The sequence below is a fragment of the Phyllobacterium sp. OV277 genome (assembly GCF_900104355.1).
Classification (GTDB): Bacteria; Pseudomonadota; Alphaproteobacteria; order Rhizobiales; family Rhizobiaceae; genus Phyllobacterium.
On the sequence record NZ_FNIY01000007.1, the window covers coordinates 113,239 to 131,721 of the forward strand.

At 55.9% G+C, this 18,483-nt stretch carries 17 protein-coding genes; 5 read left to right on the forward strand and 12 right to left on the reverse strand.

The genetic code is table 11. The features are described from left to right. Positions 1-27: 27 nt before the first annotated feature. From BLU05_RS19985 to BLU05_RS20025, 9 genes are all read right to left on the reverse strand, one after another. A complete protein-coding gene (locus BLU05_RS19985) occupies positions 28-642 on the reverse strand; it encodes a riboflavin synthase (protein ID WP_091883908.1) in 615 nt (204 codons plus the stop codon). A 9-nt stretch (positions 643-651) separates the two neighbouring features. Then, positions 652-1,761 (reverse strand): bifunctional diaminohydroxyphosphoribosylaminopyrimidine deaminase/5-amino-6-(5-phosphoribosylamino)uracil reductase RibD, encoded by a 1,110-nt coding sequence (gene ribD / locus BLU05_RS19990; RefSeq protein ID WP_091883910.1) that lies wholly within the window; start codon positions 1,759-1,761, stop codon positions 652-654. 5 nt (positions 1,762-1,766) lie between these two features. Beyond that, complete coding sequence (gene nrdR, locus BLU05_RS19995; RefSeq protein ID WP_091883913.1) at positions 1,767-2,249, reverse strand: transcriptional regulator NrdR; 483 nt, start codon at positions 2,247-2,249, stop codon at positions 1,767-1,769. 398 nt (positions 2,250-2,647) lie between these two features. Beyond that, positions 2,648-3,016 carry a VOC family protein gene (locus BLU05_RS20000; protein WP_091883915.1) on the reverse strand — a complete coding sequence of 123 codons (369 nt, stop codon included), beginning with the start codon at positions 3,014-3,016 and terminating at the stop codon, positions 2,648-2,650. 280 nt (positions 3,017-3,296) lie between these two features. Further along, on the reverse strand, positions 3,297-4,607 hold the full coding sequence (gene glyA / locus BLU05_RS20005) for a serine hydroxymethyltransferase (protein ID WP_091883918.1): 1,311 nt from the start codon (positions 4,605-4,607) through the stop codon (positions 3,297-3,299). 181 nt (positions 4,608-4,788) lie between these two features. Then, entirely contained in the window at positions 4,789-6,066 is a 1,278-nt protein-coding gene (locus tag BLU05_RS20010; RefSeq protein WP_091883921.1) for a L,D-transpeptidase family protein, read from the reverse strand. Between the two features lie 348 nt (positions 6,067-6,414). Continuing rightward, entirely contained in the window at positions 6,415-6,930 is a 516-nt protein-coding gene (locus BLU05_RS20015; protein ID WP_091883923.1) for a transcriptional regulator LdtR, read from the reverse strand. 149 nt (positions 6,931-7,079) lie between these two features. Continuing rightward, entirely contained in the window at positions 7,080-7,508 is a 429-nt protein-coding gene (locus tag BLU05_RS20020) for a DUF6163 family protein (RefSeq protein WP_091883926.1), read from the reverse strand. After that, positions 7,505-8,560, reverse strand: a complete 1,056-nt coding sequence (locus tag BLU05_RS20025) for an enoyl-CoA hydratase/isomerase family protein (RefSeq protein ID WP_091883928.1) — start codon at positions 8,558-8,560, stop codon at positions 7,505-7,507. Before BLU05_RS20025 ends, BLU05_RS20020 begins: the two co-directional genes overlap by 4 nt. 159 nt (positions 8,561-8,719) lie before the next feature. Here BLU05_RS20025 and hemB point away from each other — a divergent pair, with 159 nt between their 5' ends. From hemB to BLU05_RS20050, 5 genes are all read left to right on the forward strand, one after another. Beyond that, entirely contained in the window at positions 8,720-9,757 is a 1,038-nt protein-coding gene (gene hemB / locus BLU05_RS20030; protein WP_091883931.1) for a porphobilinogen synthase, read from the forward strand. Positions 9,758-10,080: 323 nt separating this feature from the next. Continuing rightward, a complete protein-coding gene (locus tag BLU05_RS20035) occupies positions 10,081-10,551 on the forward strand; it encodes an RDD family protein (protein WP_091883935.1) in 471 nt (156 codons plus the stop codon). A 49-nt stretch (positions 10,552-10,600) separates the two neighbouring features. After that, positions 10,601-11,029: a hypothetical protein gene (locus BLU05_RS20040; protein WP_091883938.1), complete on the forward strand. Its 429-nt coding sequence runs from the start codon at positions 10,601-10,603 to the stop codon at positions 11,027-11,029. 325 nt (positions 11,030-11,354) lie between these two features. Continuing rightward, positions 11,355-12,101: an arginyltransferase gene (locus BLU05_RS20045; RefSeq protein WP_091883940.1), complete on the forward strand. Its 747-nt coding sequence runs from the start codon at positions 11,355-11,357 to the stop codon at positions 12,099-12,101. Positions 12,102-12,425: 324 nt separating this feature from the next. Then, positions 12,426-13,325: a DMT family transporter gene (locus tag BLU05_RS20050; RefSeq protein WP_091883943.1), complete on the forward strand. Its 900-nt coding sequence runs from the start codon at positions 12,426-12,428 to the stop codon at positions 13,323-13,325. Between the two features lie 6 nt (positions 13,326-13,331). On the opposite strand, the gene BLU05_RS20055 is transcribed toward BLU05_RS20050, so the two are convergent. The 3 genes from BLU05_RS20055 to BLU05_RS20065 form a co-directional block, all read right to left on the reverse strand. Continuing rightward, positions 13,332-16,481: an efflux RND transporter permease subunit gene (locus tag BLU05_RS20055; protein WP_091883945.1), complete on the reverse strand. Its 3,150-nt coding sequence runs from the start codon at positions 16,479-16,481 to the stop codon at positions 13,332-13,334. Next, positions 16,478-17,677 carry an efflux RND transporter periplasmic adaptor subunit gene (locus tag BLU05_RS20060; protein WP_091883948.1) on the reverse strand — a complete coding sequence of 400 codons (1,200 nt, stop codon included), beginning with the start codon at positions 17,675-17,677 and terminating at the stop codon, positions 16,478-16,480. The genes BLU05_RS20055 and BLU05_RS20060 overlap by 4 nt, the downstream gene beginning before the upstream one ends. 63 nt (positions 17,678-17,740) lie before the next feature. Further along, complete coding sequence (locus BLU05_RS20065) at positions 17,741-18,451, reverse strand: TetR/AcrR family transcriptional regulator (RefSeq protein ID WP_091883950.1); 711 nt, start codon at positions 18,449-18,451, stop codon at positions 17,741-17,743. Between the last annotated feature and the right edge of the window lie 32 nt (positions 18,452-18,483).

Below are 18,483 nucleotides of genomic sequence, written 5' to 3' on the forward strand. Positions count from 1 at the left end.
GAAGCCGCTTCGCCTTTGAGTGTGGTCCTAGGCTGATTTCGGATATTCTGCAAGCCGTGCAGCGTATCTCGCCATCTGATCAATCTCGATATTCACCCTGTCACCGGCCTTGCGGTCGCCCCAGGTTGTGACTTCAAGCGAGTGGCGGATCAACAGGACATCGAACTCGTTGCCATTAACGGCGTTGACTGTCAGCGACGTACCGTCGAGTGCAACGGAACCTTTCGGAGCGATAAACCGCGCCAATTCCTCCGGAACCCGCAGCGTGAAGCGGACGGCATCGCCCTCTTCCTCACGCTTGATCAGTTCCGCCATGGCATCGATATGGCCGGAGACAAGGTGGCCGCCCATTTCGTCGCCAAGCTTCAGCGAGCGCTCAAGATTGATACGCGTGCCATTCTTCCAGTTGGCAATGCTGGTCAGGCGCAACGCCTCTTCCCAAGCCTCCACCTCGAACCAACGGGCATTCGATCCCTTTTCGGGCAGTGTCACGACGGTCAGGCACACGCCCGAACAGGAAATGGAAGCACCAATCTCGATCGTTTCTGGGTCGTAATTTGTTTCCACGCGCAAAAGCACGCCTTCGTTGAGTGGCTTTACCTGACCGACCTTGCCGATATCCGTTACAATTCCCGTGAACATGCTGTTTCCTCAGATGGGTCTTATATATTCGCGGTAATGATCATCACCAAAACGATCATCGCGCGACAATGTGAAGTCACGAGCGATATGGGAAGAAAGTTCCGGTACTGCAAGACCGCCCTCTGATCCGATTGCCAGCGGTCCCTCGAAAAGCGCTATGCGATCCACCAGACCGTCCTGCAATAGCGCCGAAGCCACCGACGCGCCGCCCTCGACCATCAGTGTGGCAATACCCTGTGCGGCAAGGTCATCCAGCAGTTCCGGCAAAGCCGTTGCACCGCAATCGGTTTCCGTAGCGAGCATGCGGCAACCGGCAGCGACGAGTGCTTGCCGTTTTGCCGGATTGGCCTGTGCATTGGCGGCGATCCACAGGGGAACACTGCCCGCGCTTTGCACCAGCTTGCTATCCACCGGCAAGCGCAACTGGCTGTCGAGCACAATGCGCACCGGCGAACGGTTCTCGAGGCCCGGCAAACGGCAGGTCAAAATGGGATCATCGGCAAGTGCCGTGCCGATACCAACCAGAATGGCATCGGATTCAGCCCGCATCAGATGCACCTGCGCCCGCGCAACGGGACCGGTGATGGCAATCTGCCCGGTGCCATGTCTGCCGATAAACCCATCAGCGGAAAGTGCAAGTTTCAGAGTCACTTCCGGGCGTTTTTTCGAAGATCGAATCAAGTATCCGGCGAGATAGTCAGCGGCCTCACTGGCCATGACGCCGGTGATAACTTCGACGCCCGCATTGCGCAGAATAGCATATCCCTTGCCCGCCACCCGGTCATCAGGATCATTGGCGGCGGAGACCACCCGGGTTACGCCTGATGTCACCAGCGCATCGGCGCAAGGCGGGGTTTTGCCGTGATGGGCGCATGGCTCAAGCGTCACATAGGCGGTTGCGCCTCTCGCTTTGTCGCCCGCTTCAGCCAGCGCCTGCGTTTCCGCATGCGGCCGCCCGCCAATAGCTGTGACGCCGCGCCCGACAATAACGCCGTCCTTATCGACAATCAGCGTTGCAACGGACGGGTTTGTGCCTGTCAGCCCCTGATGGCTGCGAGACAGACGAATGGCCGCAGCCATGTAGCGCCGGTCAAGCGCACTCTGCTCCGATGGGTTCATGGGGTTCACTCATCCTCGACCGGATCGGACGCCACGTCACCGGCGGTGATTTCATCGATTACATTGTGGAAATCCTTGGCCTCGCGGAAATTACGGTAAACCGAAGCGAAGCGGATATAGGCGATATCATCGATGCCTTTCAGCGCATCCATGACGAGCCTGCCGATTTCATCGGAGCTGACCTCCGGCTCGCCTGAGCTTTCCAGCTGACGGACAATGCCCGATACCGCACGCTCGACGCGCTCCGGGTCAACCTGCCGCTTGCGCAGCGCCACTTCCACCGAACGCATCAGCTTGTCGCGATCAAAGGCCACCTTGCGGCCACTCTTTTTCACCACGCTCAAATCACGCAGTTGGACGCGCTCAAAGGTGGTAAAACGCCCGCCACATACGGTACAGATGCGCCGTCTGCGGATCACCGCCCCATCTTCAGCTGGGCGGGAATCTTTCACCTGAGTATCCTCAGACTGGCAATAGGGACAACGCATCGTTTGGCTTTCCGGAGATGATTCTGAAATCGTTAGGGAAGATAGTGTCTTTCGGTACGATATAAAAGCACCCTCACCGCGACGATGTGTCAAAGGAACGGCCAAGTTTTGCCATCGCGACATAGTGGATCGAGGTAATTGATCCAAATTCGGAGGGTTGCGGGTATTTCACCCCCCTCTGTCCTGTCGAGATGTCCGACAGGACAGAGGGGAGTAAAACTTGGCATAAAACCGTCGTGCGCGGTTCTAGGGTTCGTGGTTCGACATAACAACCATGAGGAAGAGCGTGGATGCAAGGCTAGTCGCCGAATCCGCAGAACTTGGCTCCCTGCCACTCACCACTCTCCCTCATGGTGAGCTTGTCGAACCACGAACCATTGTTGATGCAACGATAACCGCTAAACTCGCCACGGCGGATCGAGGCGATTACTGCCAGCGAAATAGAGAATAATCCTGTTCCCGGCAGGATCAAAAAGCTCCGCCTCACGCCAAAGCCATTTCTTATCTTCCGGGTCAGACGTGAAAACAAAGCCCGCTGCTTTAAGCTGCTCCACCCGCTCATCGAGATTATCGAGTTCGAAATAAACAGTCGTTCCACTGCCGGGCGTTGCACCTTGATGAATGGAGAACGTGCTGCCGCCATCAGAGCAGAGAAACCGGATATAGCGCGGACGGGAATCGACGATGGGAATGAGACCGAGAGCGCAATAAAAATCCCAAGTTTTGTCCAGATCTGGAGCAGTTAGCGTCACCTGATTCAATCGCATTATAGTCTCGCAGTTTATATTCAGATCTGCGCAATGTAGCCGTTTCACCCCCCTCTGTCCTGTCGGACATCTCCCCCACAAGGGGGGAGATCAGCTGCACTGCCGCCTTTGCACAATCTGAAACTTTTCCTGTTGTGCAAAGGCGTTGATGTCAATGTGATCTCCCCCCTTGTGGGGGAGATGTCCGACAGGACAGAGGGGGGTGAAAACGCAACCATTTGACACCCCCAAATAAAAATGGCGGCGCTCGCGCACCGCCATTTTATAAATCACCCCGGATTTACTGGCCGAGATAGGGATAAAGCGGGAAGCGGTCGGTCAGTTCGACAACCTTGTTCTGGACGGCCTTTTCAACCGCAGCATTGCCCTCGTCGGAATTGGCAACTTTCAGGCCATCAAGAACTTCCGAAATCAGATTGCCGATCTCGATGAATTCCGCAGCGCCAAAACCGCGTGTTGTTCCAGCCGGTGTGCCAAGGCGCACGCCTGAGGTTACAAACGGCTTTTCCGGGTCGAAAGGAATGCCGTTCTTGTTGCAGGTGATGTTGGCGCGGCCAAGAGCGGCTTCGGCGCGCTTGCCGGTGGCGTTCTTGGGACGCAGGTCAACCAGCATCAGATGGTTATCAGTGCCACCCGATACGATGTTGAGACCGTTCTTCTTCAGCGATTCCGCCAGAGTGCGGGCATTGTTGACCACATTCTGACCGTAAGTCTTGAACTCAGGCTTCAATGCCTCGCCGAAAGCCACTGCCTTGGCCGCGATGACGTGCATCAAAGGGCCACCCTGCAGGCCGGGGAACACAGCCGAGTTGATCTTCTTGGCGATATCGGCATCGTTGGTCAGGATCATGCCACCGCGCGGGCCGCGCAGCGACTTATGCGTCGTGGTGGTGGTGACATGCGCATGCGGCAGCGGCGACGGATGCACACCGGCAGCCACGAGCCCAGCGATATGGGCCATATCAACCATGAGATAGGCGCCAACCGCATCGGCGATCTGGCGGAAACGTTCGAAATCCCAAACGCGCGAGTAAGCTGTACCGCCAGCGATGATCAGCTTTGGCTTGTGCTGATGTGCCAGACGTTCGATTTCTGCCATATCAAGCAAATTGTCGTCCTGACGCACGCCATAGGACACAACATTGAACCACTTGCCGGACATATTAACAGGCGAACCGTGGGTCAGGTGACCGCCGGAATTAAGGTCGAGACCCATGAACGTATCGCCGGGCTGCAGCAGCGCGAGGAATACGGCCTGGTTCATCTGGCTGCCGGAATTCGGCTGCACATTGGCATATTCGCAATTGAACAGTTTTTTGGCACGTTCGATTGCCAATTCTTCAGCAATATCAACGAACTGGCAGCCGCCATAATAGCGCTTGCCCGGATAGCCCTCGGCATATTTGTTGGTCATGATCGAGCCCTGTGCTTCGAGCACGGCACGCGATACGATGTTTTCCGAAGCGATCAGTTCGATCTCATGACGCTGGCGACCTAGCTCCTTGCGGATGGAGCCAAAAATTTCCGGATCGATGTCTTCGAGTGATGCGTTGAAAAATGTATCTGCAACGGAAGCGCTTGCATTCGACATGGTGCCTGGACCCTCATTTGTCTTAAGTGAGTAGGTATTCCGGCGCATTATCATACTTAAACGGTCAAGGCCAATGGCCGGTGGGCGAAAAGCATTAGCCCGAAACCGCCATCCACCATTCAAATGCAAAAAGACCGCCCGAAGGCAGCCTTTTCGAAATCTTGCGTTCTGAAGTGAACGATCAGGTATTCGTGCCAATCGACAATGCCTGCTGGCCATCGCGCTCGTAAATATCGTCGCGCAACTGAACAACACCATCGCCGGTTGACCAGGCGCTGACATAAACGAAATGCAGCGGAACCGGATCAGCAACGGCAATCGGCGTGTTGACGCCTGACTTGATTGTCGCATCCATGGTCTGGCGATCCCAGCCCGGCGTGCTGCGCAACAGCCAGACATTAAGGTCACGCACGTTCTGCACGCGCACGCAGCCCGACGAATCGAAGCGCATGAGCTTGTTGAAATTGCCCTGCTGCGGTGTGTCATGCATGTAAACAGCGTAAGGGTTGGCGAAGTTGATCTTTGTCGAGGACATGGCGTTGATCTTGCCCGGGTCCTGACGGAACATCAGCTTTACCGCATCATCCGTGTTCCAGTCGACGCTTTCCGGTGGCACTTCCTGACGCTGTTCATTGAACAGGCGGATCTTGTTGCGCGTCAGGTAAGTCGGGTCCTTGCGCATCAGCGGAATAATATCCTTCTGGATGATCGACTTTGGCGCCGTCCAATAAGGATTGAGAATGACTTCGGAAATTTTCGAGTCAAGAATCGGTGTCTGGCGGTCGATCTTGCCGACGATGGCCGTATGGCGCTGCACGACGCGGCCGCCTTCAACGGCTTCGATCTGCGCTGCCGGTATGTTGACCATGACATAACGGCTGCCCTGATTTGCAGCGGCCAAGGTGCGCACGCGCTCCAGATTGGTCTGCAACTGGCCAAGACGGATATTGGCCGGAATGTTCATGGCGGCAATGGTGAACTGGCCCATGACGCCATCAGCAGGCAGGCCGTGGCGAGCCTGAAAACGCTTCACAGCCGCATCGACATAGGTGTCGAACGATGTGGAAAGACCAGCGCTTTCGGAAAGATCGCCCGATACCATCAGGCGCTTGCGCAAGGCAGGAACGGATGGATCGACAACGCCAAGCTGCAACTTGGTGGTAACTGGCACGTTCGGCCACCCGCCATTGGCGACAATCTGGCTGTAGGTATTGATGGCAGCCTGAATGAAAGAAACCGTCTCGGGGCTGGCTATCGGCTGGAAGCTTGCAACCTTGGCGTGGGCGCTAGAGCGCGCATCGAACTGATCATCCCAATTGCCACGGCGTGGAGAAGCCAGAATATCGTTGATTGCCGGATCATCCGCCCATGCAGATGATGAGATAGCAGCCAAACCAGCAGTTGCCACTCCGGTGAGGAATGTGCGGCGATCAAGCCCTGATGATCCTAGTTTCTTCATAGTATTGCCCAACCCAATTGAAAACGTCGCAGCCAACCTGCCGCCCAATAACGCAGAACGCAGATTATGGTTTCCAAAATTATCAGGAACACCCTTAACAAACAGCAACTTTCGCACCGATAGCGTAATCGTGATGGTTCAAACGCTAATCAGCCCGTGCGGAGCCAATATTTAAGCTTCACTGAATTATGGAATACTTCAAATGCCTTTCCATGGCATTATGGCGGATTGATGACTTTTGGCCCCACGCGGCGTGGGCCGGACAAGCAAAGCCCGCCTTCGCCAGAGCAGTTTCGAAACTGCTTAAAGAGCGAAGCCGGGCTTTTGTCTTGCAGATTGCAGTCGATATTACATGCGGTAGGCGATTGTATCGTTCCAGAAGCGGTCAAGACGCTGCAACGCCTTGTTCATCGACTGGAATTCTTCGGCCTTGATGCCACCGACGTGCTCGATAGAGGCCACATGACGCTCGTAAAGACCCGCGACGAGTTCCGCCACTTCATTGCCCTTCTCCGTCAAGCTGACGCGGACCGACCGGCGGTCGGTGCGTGAACGCTCGTGGGAGATGAAGCCGAGTTCGACAAGTTTCTTCAGATTGTAAGAGACGTTCGAACCCAGATAGTAGCCACGGCTGCGCAGTTCACCGGCAGTCAGTTCAGCATTGCCGATGTTGAAAAGCAGCAATGCCTGAATGGCGTTGATGTCGCTGCGGCCGTTACGGTCGAATTCATCTTTCACAACGTCAAGTAAACGACGATGCAAACGTTCGACCAACTGAAGTGCTTCAAGATAAAGAGTCCGCAATGCTGTGTCATTGACGGTGGCATGCGTGGTCGTGCCAGACTTTCTCTGTATGTTGTTCATAATACGTGCCTCACTGTTGTTTCGGTGTATTTTTCTCACCGTTGAGGCAACACTATCGAATACGCATAAAATTCGAATTAAAACTCAGACTTAACAGTACCTTACCGCGACCAATGCAATTTCAGGCTTAATGAAGACTTACCCGCGCCTCACCGCTGGGGTTTGGCCAGCTGGCGTTTCTGCAGGAAAAGCACGACGCGAAAGGCGATATAAAGCACGGCGACACTGCAATGAATGACTGCAATCGCGGGCTTATAATAAAAATATTCCCAGAAGACGGTGAACATCAATGTTTCACCTGCGGCGGCCACAAACCAGATGACAGGGCCCCATGAAACCATCATCCACAGACCTGTCGAGGCAACGGGGAAAAGCATGGCCAGCGACACAGATGCGACCTTCCACTGCCACGGCATCAGGTCGAAGCGCCAGAGCAGGCCCTCATAATAGCCCATGATCTGCACCCAGTAGCCAACCCCTGCCACGAGGCAATAGATCGAAACCAGTCGCAGCAGCCAGACAAAGCCTGTTTGCGCCAAGGTCGAATCGAATGGCAGATGCGTCGGCTTTTCGATCATGTAAGCTGCAATTCCCGCTCACCCAGCGGCGCAAAATAGGCGTCGATCATCTCAGGGGTGACATCTTCAAGCGTTGCAGGCTGCCAGACAGGCGCATTGTCCTTGTCTACAAGCAGGGCGCGGATGCCTTCATAAAAATCATTACTCTCAAGCATTCGCGAAAGAATCCGGTATTCCATCTGCATACATTGATCCATATCGAGATCACGTCCTTCTTCGATCTGCCTGAAAGTCACATGCAGGCTGGTGGGAGAACGTGCCTTGACGATATCCAGAACCCGTTGCGCATCCTCGTTTCCGTTCACCCCGGCAGCGGCAAGACGGATAAGACAGCCGCCAAGCGTTTGCGAATCGAACAGAACGCCGATCATATCGCGTATTTTCTCGCTGGTTTCATAGTCCGGATTGATAGTTTTATCGCGCAGAGCCTCTGCCGGGTCGCCGGTTTCGATCAAGGCATGGCGAACAGCCTCCTTGTCGGCGGCATGGATCGCGTGGGTAGCAATGCCGCTTTGCAGGCAATCTCCCTGGCGGATACGGTTGCCAGTCAGAGCAAGATAGGTGCCGAAATGTTCAGGCAGATGCGGAAGAAAGGCACTGCCGCCCACATCGGGAAAGAAACCGATTCCGACTTCCGGCATGGCAAACATGACATTTTCAGTGACGATCCGGTGCGATCCATGCACGGAAATACCAACGCCGCCGCCCATGACAATGCCGTCTATCAGCGAAATATAGGGCTTTGGAAAGTGTCGGATAAAGGCGTTGAGCCGGTATTCATCATAAAAGAACTCATAGAGCGGCTTTCCGGCCTTGCCCGCGTGATAGACGGCGAGAATATCGCCGCCAGCGCAAAAGGCGCGGCCCTCGCCCTCGACGATGACACAGGCAATCTCAGGATCAACAGCCCAGGCATGCAAGGCGCGGGACAGCGCTCTGATCATTAAAGGTGTCAGCGCATTCAATGCCTTCGGGCGCGTCAGGCGCACCAATCCTGCCCTACCCTTGGTTTCGAACGCAATCTCGCCTTGGCCGCCAAAATCGATTTCCATGCGCCCCTCCTTATTCATTGTCTAACGTTAGGAAACTCCTGCATACCGCGTCAATGGATCACATCTTGTGCCAAGCATCTTGGTCCACAGGGGGAAGCCTGTTAAAACTATTCCAAACAACAGAAGAAGTTCCGCACCCTTGCGGATAAGGCAGCCATCATGAACAAAGCTTCCCCATTTCTTGCCAGTTCGGGCCGGACAGTTGATGAAATCACGCAAAGTCGGCGTTTGCGCCGTATGCGCAAGGCTGATTGGTCGCGCCGTCTGGTGCAGGAAAACCAGCTGACGGTGAATGACCTGATCTGGCCGATCTTTCTGTGTGAGGGAACCAACCGCCGCGAAGACATTGCCGCCATGCCCGGCGTGCAGCGCTTTTCTGTGGATATGGCAGCGCGGGAAGCGGAGCGCGCGGCAAAACTTGGCATTCCCGCTATTGCGACCTTCGCAAATATTGACCCTGCCCTGCGCGATGAAACGGGTTCCGGCATTCTCGATGCCGATAACCTGATCAACCGCGCCACCCGCGCCATCAAGGATGCGGTGCCTGAAATCGGCATGATCACCGATGTGGCGCTTGATCCATTCACCAGCCATGGCCATGATGGCATTTTGCGCGACGGCATCATCGTCAATGACGAGACCGTGGCACAGATTACGCGCGGTGCAGTGTTGCAGGCAGCAGCGGGCGCCGACATTATTGCTCCATCCGACATGATGGATGGCCGTATCGGTGCGATCCGTGAAGCGCTTGACCAGAACGGTTTTCAGGATGTGGCAATCATGGCTTACGCCACAAAATTCGCTTCGGCCTTCTATGGTCCTTACCGTGAAGCCATCGGCACATCTGGGCGTCTGAAGGGCGACAAGAAGACCTATTATATTGATCCAGCCAACACGGACGAGGCAATCCGCGAGGCGGAACAGGATCTGGCTGAGGGCGCGGATTCTTTGATGGTCAAGCCGGGCCTGCCCTATCTCGATATCATCCATCGCCTGAAGGAAACATTCTCCGTGCCGACATTCGCCTATCAGGTGTCGGGTGAGTATGCGATGATCAAGGCAGCCGGTGCCAATGGCTGGATTGATGAGGAACGGGTGATGATGGAAACCCTGCTGGCGTTCAAACGCGCCGGTTGTGACGGCATCCTGACCTATTTCGCCCCTATCGTTGCGGAGCGTTTGAGAGCCGGACTTTAGATTGCATCCTGTTATGGCTGATTCACTTGTGGTTCGTGGTTCGACAAGCTCACCATGAGGGAGAGTGTGGGTGCAACGATAATCACGGAGATTGCAAATCACAAAGATCGCAGAATGATGTGCAGATCACAAAAGTTGCAGAACGTAGCTCCCCTTCATCATCCCTCTCCCTCATGGTGAGCTTGTCGAACCACGAACCATAAATCACGAACAGCGGGTGGTTTCTGACCAAAAACACCAAAAATGTTCCTTGAATTTCTATTCTAGAGTTCCCACGTTGAGCAGCACGGCACTATGTCCGTGTGTTTGAAACAGGAAACAAAATGAATACGAGCGCGCTTGACGGCGAAATAATCACCAACCGCCTGGATGATTGGCGGATGTATCAGGGCGTGCGGTCCAGCCGCGTTTTCGCGTTCCTGATGGATTATGTTATCGTGTTTTTCCTCTGCATCCCCGTGGCGATCGTCATCGCCATTCTCGGTGTTGCAACGCTTGGCCTTGGATGGATGCTCTACGGCATCATGTTCCCCGCCGTGGCGCTTGCCTATGTGGCGACGACGCTTGGCGGACCACGTCAGGCAACCAAGGGCATGCAGATGATGGGCCTGAAACTGGAGCGCCTCGACGGCCAGAAGGTCGACGGCCTGCTTGCCATTGTCCATACGGTTCTGTTCTGGGGTCTGAATGTGGTGCTGACACCGCTCATTCTGCTTGCAACATTCGTTCTGGATCGTAAACGTACGGTCCACGATCTTCTTCTCGGTACGGTTGTCGTACGCGCATATAATTGATCCCGAGGGCTCCTGAACAGGGAGCCTTCTTCATTTACCGGCCATATCAATGACACATCTCAGGCTCACCGCCTTCGCCGCAATGGCGTTTCTATTCTATGGTTCTGGTATCGCCACCAGCCTGGCCGCGTCACCCGCTGGACGGTTTTGCGGCGAGGTCATTTCCAATGGCGACTATCGGGACGTTATCACCGTTCTGAATGTTGATCGTGAGGGCCGTGTTTCCGGAACATATCAGATCGAAGCGCCCGACGGCCTATTCATCGGAACGCTCACCGAGAAGATTGTCACGCCCGGAACCGTCCATAATCTTATCTGGACCGATAAATATGGCTCCGGTCTGCTGGCCGTTCATTTTTCCAATGATTACCGTTCTTTCAAGGCACGCTGGGGCAATCAGGTCGACGGCAAGGACGATGCTCCAAGCCATTCATGGAATGGCGAGCCATGCTATCATGCCGAAGATGAACGCGATTGATAACAGTGGATGTGTTGCGGGAAGCTAAATTTTTGCATCTGCGATGCTCACCCCCCACTTCGTGGTTCGACAAGCTCACCATGAGGGAGATTGATGATGCAGCGATAATCACAGAGATCGCAGATCACAAAGGTTACAGAGTTTAGCTCCCTTTCATCACCCCTCTCCCTCATGGTGAGCTTGTCGAACCACGAACCATCAACGACCAACCAGTGAGCTTTGTACCGAAACCCGCGACATTCACACTTGAATACAATATAATTGAATTGACGTTTTTGGTGGTCTTACGATTCTATAGGAGTTGCAGACTGGTCCAGGATAACGAATGACGCATCAACCGCAGCAATCACCGCAGTTTTTCCTGACAGCACCCTCGCCCTGTCCGTATCTGGAAGGGCAACTGGAGCGCAAGGTTTTTACGCATCTGGTGGGCGGACGCGCGAGTGAGCTGAATGATCTGTTGACGCAAGGCGGTTTTCGTCGCTCGCAGAACATTGCCTATCGTCCGGCATGCGAAAATTGCCGGGCCTGCGTTTCGGTGCGAATCCTTGCTGGAGAGTTCAAGCAGGAAAAGTCGATGCGCCGGGTCTGGAATCGTAACCGGGACCTGATCGGCAATATTCATCAGGCAGAACCTTCCACCGAGCAATATACGTTGTTCCGCCGTTATCTTGACGCACGCCACAACAAGGGCGGCATGTCGGAGATGACCGTGCTCGATTATGCGATGATGGTCGAGGATACGCATGTTCCGACCCAGATCATCGAATATCGCCGCCGCGGACCGGATTCCTTCATCACCAAGAAGGGCGAAGGCGAACTGATAGCCGTGGCGCTGACCGACATCATGGGCGATGGATTGTCCATGGTTTATTCGTTCTTTAATCCTGACTACGCCGACCGCTCTCTCGGTACATTCATGATTCTCGATCACATCCAGCGCGCCGCCGCCGCCGGCCTGCCGCATGTCTATCTCGGTTACTGGGTCGAGGGCTCGCGCAAGATGCAATACAAGATCCGCTATAAGCCGCAGGAACATCTCGGGCCAAAAGGCTGGGAACGCCGGGAATAATCAGGGTTTCCGATTGCGTATTGCTCCACGCGTTAAGCTTGCAACTTCGTGGTTGGCGGTCGTGGTTCGTGGTTCGACAAGCTCACCATGAGGGAGAGTGTGGATGCAACGATAATCTCCAAAGTTGCAGAACTAGACTCCCTGCACGCACCACTCTCCCTCATGGTGAGCTTGTCGAACCACGAACCACGACCGCCAACCACGGAAATGCACGCATCCCTCAACACGCAATCAGATTTATAAACGCGCGCGCTGGAATAAGATTGTTCTTCCAGTTACACCCTGCGGCTTAGAACAATAAAAAGACTTGGAAAGCCCTAAGGAATGTCCCAACCGCATCTTGATCACCGCAAGGGCCTGCTGATTACGGGTATTGGCGGATTGATACTCTCCGTCGATATCCCGCTTTTGCGTCTTGGTCAGGGTGAAACCTGGTCGACGCTGCTGCTGCGCAGCGGTACGACCTTCCTCTGCGCCATGATCATCTGGGCGGTGTGGAGCATTGCCACCGGCAAGGTAAGAACGCTCATTCCGGGGCGCATTGGCGTGGCTGTTGCCGGGCTTTACGGCATGGGCTCCATCTTTTTCATGATCGCCGTCTACAACACCTCGACGGCCAATCTCGTGTTCATTCTGGCGTTCAATACGGTGTTCGCCGCGCTGCTCTCCTGGATATTCCTGAAAGAACGCCCGAAAACCGCGACCTTCGTTGCCATGTTCTTCATGCTGATCGGCGTCGGGATCATCGTGCGCGAGGGCCTGTCATCGGGGCATCTTTTCGGCAACATCATTGCCCTGCTTTCAACATTCTTTCTTGCCTCGGCCATTACCGTGACCCGCGCTTCGAAGAAGGATATGAGCTTTGCCGCAATCATCGGCACCATCCTGCCGATGTCTGTTGCGATTTTCATGGTGTCGCAGCATGGGTTTTCCGTTGCCGCGCCCGGATGGATCATCTTCAACGGCGCGGTGGTAACGACCATCGCCTTTGCCTGCCTTGCCACGGGGCCGCGATACCTGTCAGGCCCTGAAGTGGCAATGTTCTATCTCTTGGAAACAGTGCTTGCGCCGATCTGGGTCTGGCTGGTTTTTGCCGAGCGGCCCAGCGATCCTACCCTGCTGGGTGGCATCATTATCATCACCGCGCTTGTCAGCCACTCGATCTGGCAGATGCGCAGTGCCCGCAAGCGGTCACGGATGGCGGCAATCCGCCACCCGATCTGACAGAGCCTATTCAGCGGCCTCACTGGCAAAGCCCGGCGCCGGATAAGCAGGAACCGAGCGCACACCATGGGGTGTTGTGGTCGTGGGCTCATCCGGCTTGTTCGGACGGAAGCCCCAATGGAATGCGCGGGCCATCCAGCGGCTCAGATCATCCATGATCGTGTAGAAGGACGGCACGAACACCAGTGACAGAACGGTGGAAATCAGAAGACCGCCGATCACCGCGATAGCCATCGGCGCACGGAACTCGCCGCCGTCACCAAAGGCGAGTGCTGCCGGGATCATGCCTGCGGACATGGCAATCGTCGTCATCACAATCGGACGGACACGCTTGCGACCGGCATCGATGATCGCCTCGTTGCGCGGGATACCGTGTTTCACCTCTTCAATGGCGAAATCGACAAGCATGATGGCATTCTTGGTGACAATGCCCATCAGCATCAAAATACCGATGACCACAGCCATGGAGACGGAATTGTTGGTGAGCAGCAAGGCGGCGGCCACACCGGCAATCGATAGGGGCAGCGACATCAGAATGGTGAAGGCGTGGAAGATACTGCCAAACAAAAGGATCAGCACCACAAACACCAGCATCAGCCCCATGATCATGGCATCGCGGAACCCGGCAAAGACTTCGCCCATGACCTCGGCGTCACCGGTTTCCTGAATACGCACACCATCCGGCATGGATTGGACCTGCGGTAGGCTTTTGACGATGGAAAGCCCCTCGCCGATCTCCTTGCCTCCAGCCATATTGGCGCCGACAACAACACGACGTTCACGGTTGAAGCGCTCGATCGAAGAAGGCCCCTGTCCGAAACTGACTTGCGCAATAGACGCCAGCGGCACCACGACACCCGAGGGAGCGGTGACTGTGAGCGTGTTGAGCACAGTCAGATCGCGGCGCGATTCTTCCGTCAGCTGAACCCGGATCGGGATCTGCCGGTCGCCAACCGTATATTTCGCCAGATTGGCATCGAGATCACCGAGCGTCGCCACGCGCAGCGCATCGGAAACGCCAGATGTGGACAGGCCAAGTTCGGCCAGCTTGTCCATGCGCGGCGTGACAATGATTTCGGGGCGGTCCAGTGCTGCACTTGAGGAAACCGCCTGAAAGCTACCGGTTGCCATCATGGCGCTCTGCATGGCGCGCGCCTGTTCACTCACCTTCTGGCCATCCGGCCCGATAACACCGATGGCAAATTCGCGCTCGCCGCGATCATTGACGAAATTGGCACGCAAATCAGGCACTTCGGAGAGCTTGTTGAAGATATCGACTTCAATCTGCTTCTGGGTACGGTTGCGCTCGCTCTTATGGCTGAGCTTGACGATCATCGTCGCGCGCCGGGTATCCACTTCACCCTTTGGCGACGATCCGCCAACGACATAGGTCTGCTGAACCTCCGGAATTTCCCGGACGCGCGTTGCAGCTTCGTCAGTGACGCGGCGCGTTTCATCGATGGGAGAGCCGGGTGTTAATTCCAGATTGACGGCAACACGCGCTTCATCCTGTGGTGGCACGAAGCCCGACGGCAGGAAGCCCATGGCCCAGATCGCCGTGGCGAATAGCAGCACACCGCTGATCAGCGTCAACCAGCGATAGCGCAGCGTGACGCCAAGGAAGCGGGTATAGGCACCCACCCAGCCGCCTGTATTTTCCTCATGATGCAGGCTTTTACCGTCACGCAGGAGATAGGCCGTCATCATGGGTGTGATCAGACGCGCCACCAGCAGCGAGAAGAACACAGCAACGGCAACAGTCAGGCCAAACTGTTTGAAATACTGCCCGGCAATGCCGCTCATGAAACTGACAGGCGCAAAGACGGCGATGATCGTTACGGAAATCGCGATAACCGCAAGCCCGATTTCATCCGCCGCCTCGAGCGAGGCGCGATAGGGCGATTTGCCTGAACGCATATGCCGGACGATGTTCTCGATCTCCACAATGGCATCATCGACGAGAATACCCGTTACCAGCGTGATACCGAGCAGGCTGATCAGGTTCAGCGAGAACCCGAGCATATCAATAGCCCAGAATGTGGGGATGGCGGATAGCGGCAGCGCCACCGCCGCAATCAGCGTGGCGCGAATGTTGCGCAGGAACAGGAACACCACGACAATCGACAGAAGCGCACCTTCGACAAGCGAACTCATCGCCGCTTCATAATTGCCGTAGGTATAGTTCACCGCATTATCGATGATGTTGAAGCGTGTATCGGGATATTTCTGCTTCAACAGGTCCATGCGATCCTGAACCCGCTTGAAGACGTCAGCATCGCTGGCACCCTTGGCGCGGAACACGCCAAGCGACACAACGGTCTGGTTGTTCACACGGGCGAAGGATTTTGGCTCCTGAAACGCATCCGTAACAGCGCCGATGGCATCAAGCCGCACGGAACGGCCACCGGCAAGGGGAATTTCCACGGCGCGCAGATCGTCCAGTGAGCGGGAGGCGCCGAGGGTGCGGATGGTCTGCTGCGTCGAGCCGAGATCACCACGTCCGCCCGTCAGATCGGCATTCATGGATTTCAAAGCACGGTTGACATCGGAGGCTGTCACACCCAGCGCTGTCAGGCGATCTGGATCAAGCGAGACACGGATTTCGCGCGTCACGCCGCCATAGCGTTCAACACGGCCAACGCCCTTGACGCCCTGAATATCGCGCAAAATCTTGTCATCAACGAACCATGAGAGTTCTTCCGATGTCATGGTCGGCGCAGAAACCGCGTAGGTCAGGATGGCCGAGCCTTCGACATCCACCGAGCTGACAATGGGCTCCTTGATGGTCGCAGGCAGATCGCTGCGAATGCGCGTCACCGCGTCCTTGACGTCGTTCAACGCTTTTTGCGTATCTACTTCAAGGCGGAACTCGACCAGCGTGGTGGAACTGCCCTCGGTCAGCGTGGTGATAACATTCTTCACGCCGGTGATATTGGCAACAGAGTCTTCAACCCGCTTGGCGATCTGGGTTTCAAGCTCGCTCGGCGCCACACCGGGATCGGTGACGGCCACGGAAATCAGCGGCACATCGATGTTGGGAAAGCGGGTAATGGGCAGCTTGGCAAAGCTCATCAACCCCAGAACCATCAGCACAACGAAAAGCAGGATCGAGGGAACCGGATTGCGGATCGACCAGGCGGAAATGTTCCAGTTCATTTGACCGCCCCCGTCGTTTCATTGGTGATACGAACCGGGGTGACGCGGTCGCCATTGGCAACAAAGGTGCCGGCACGCGCCACCACATCTTCGCCACTGGCGAGGCCATCAAGCACTTCAACCGCGCGATCATTGCGGATACCGAGCGTCACCTTGCGCGTATCGACAACACCGTCCTTCACCACCTGTACGAATGATGTGGGGCCGCGATAGACCACTGCGGAGAGCGGAACATTGACGCCATTGCGCCGGGTCAACTCAATAACAGCGCGGGCAAAATTGCCGGGGCGGATTGCTTCATTGCGCTCAAGTGAAATCTTGACTGCGCCGAGACGGGAGCTGGCGGTGATTTCAGGCGAGATCAGACGCACATGGCCGCTGACTGGCTGCTCCATACCGGAAACGCGCACGGATACGGGCATATCAGGCTTGAGGCGCGGCAGGTCAACTTCGGGAATGTTGGCGGAAAGCTCAAATTCATTGTCGCGGGCAATACGGAACAAGGGACCGGCATTCATCGACACGATACCACCGAGCAATGCGTTGCGGCTGAGCACAACGCCCGACGTTGGTGCTTTTACATCGGCTTTCTCGATCCGCAGCAGCACATCGCGTTTTTGTGCAGCCACCAGTTGCAACTGCGACTGGCTGGCAACCAGCGCCTGCCGCGAGGTATTGAGCCGCGCATTGGCGCTGTCATGGGCATTGGTGGCATTGTCGAAGTCGGCCTTGGACGTGATCCCCTTGGCCGATAGCGCGCGGGCACGGTCCAGCGCTTCCTGTGCCTGCCGGACGGCGATCTGCGCGTCAACAATCTGCGCTTCAGACTGGGCAATGGATGCCTCAGCCTGTGCGCGCTGCGCTTCGATTTGTGCCAGCTGAATTTCGAGGGATGACCTGTCGAGGCGGGCAATGATGTCGCCCTCCTTTACAAAGTCGCCCTGATCGGCACCCAACTCAAGCACGATCAGTCCGGCAACGTCGGTTCCAACGGCAACTTCCTGCCGGGGAACGATTGTGCCCGTGACGGTGATGCTTGCGACCATCTCGCCCTCTGCGGCCGGGATGACATTGATGACAGGCGGCTTGACCCTCTGCACCAATGCATCATCGGCGAAAGCGCCTGAGACGAGCATGGATGACAGGCCAAGGGCCAGAGCGATAGGTGTCAGAACTTTGTTGCGGCGGTTGCGCATCGGATGACCTGATCAAAAGAGGTATTTGCCGGGATCGGTAGTTCAGTAATTTATGCGTATGTTTTATGCTTTTACCGGGCGCAAAATCGCCACGGCGAGCGCCCGAAACATCGGTTCCAGCGCTTCGACAGGCACACCCTGTGCCGGAAAATTCCGCATGATCACGCCCTCGCCCATGGCAGCAAGGGTTGCTGCAACGAGGCCGAGATCGCCAATGGGATCAATCTCGCCGCGATTCTTGGCAGCACTGATGGCCGACAAAAGCTGTTCGCGCATCTGCCCTTCATAAAGTTCGCACTGGGCGGCAACGGCTTCATTGCGGATGGCCTCGGCCCGTATTTCCGCGAAAATCCGGGCATTTGCATCACCAACACCATCGCCGGTGCTGGTCGCCGATTTTTGGTGGATATGCTCCATTCCAACCATCACCAAGGCGTCGATGATATTGTCGTATGCGCTCATACGATCGAGAATTTCAGCGCTTGCCTTGCGGTGGGCCGCGACAATGGTCTCGATAATCGACTCTTTCGACGGGAAATAACGGTAAAGCGCGCCGGGGCTCATGCCCGCTTCGGAGCAGATGTCATTCATCGACGCGCCGTGAAACCCTGCCCGAACAAAACAGGTGGTTGCCGCTTCCAGAATACGCGCTTCCTGAACCTCGCGGTTCTGCGCCCGTTTGCCGAAGAGTTTGGTGACAAAACAGCCGCCTTCCCTGTCCGATTTCTCATCGGCAAGGTGCTTGGTCGGTCTTGGGAGAATGTTATCAACCATGCGGCACCACAAAAAAGAGCGAATGTTCGTTC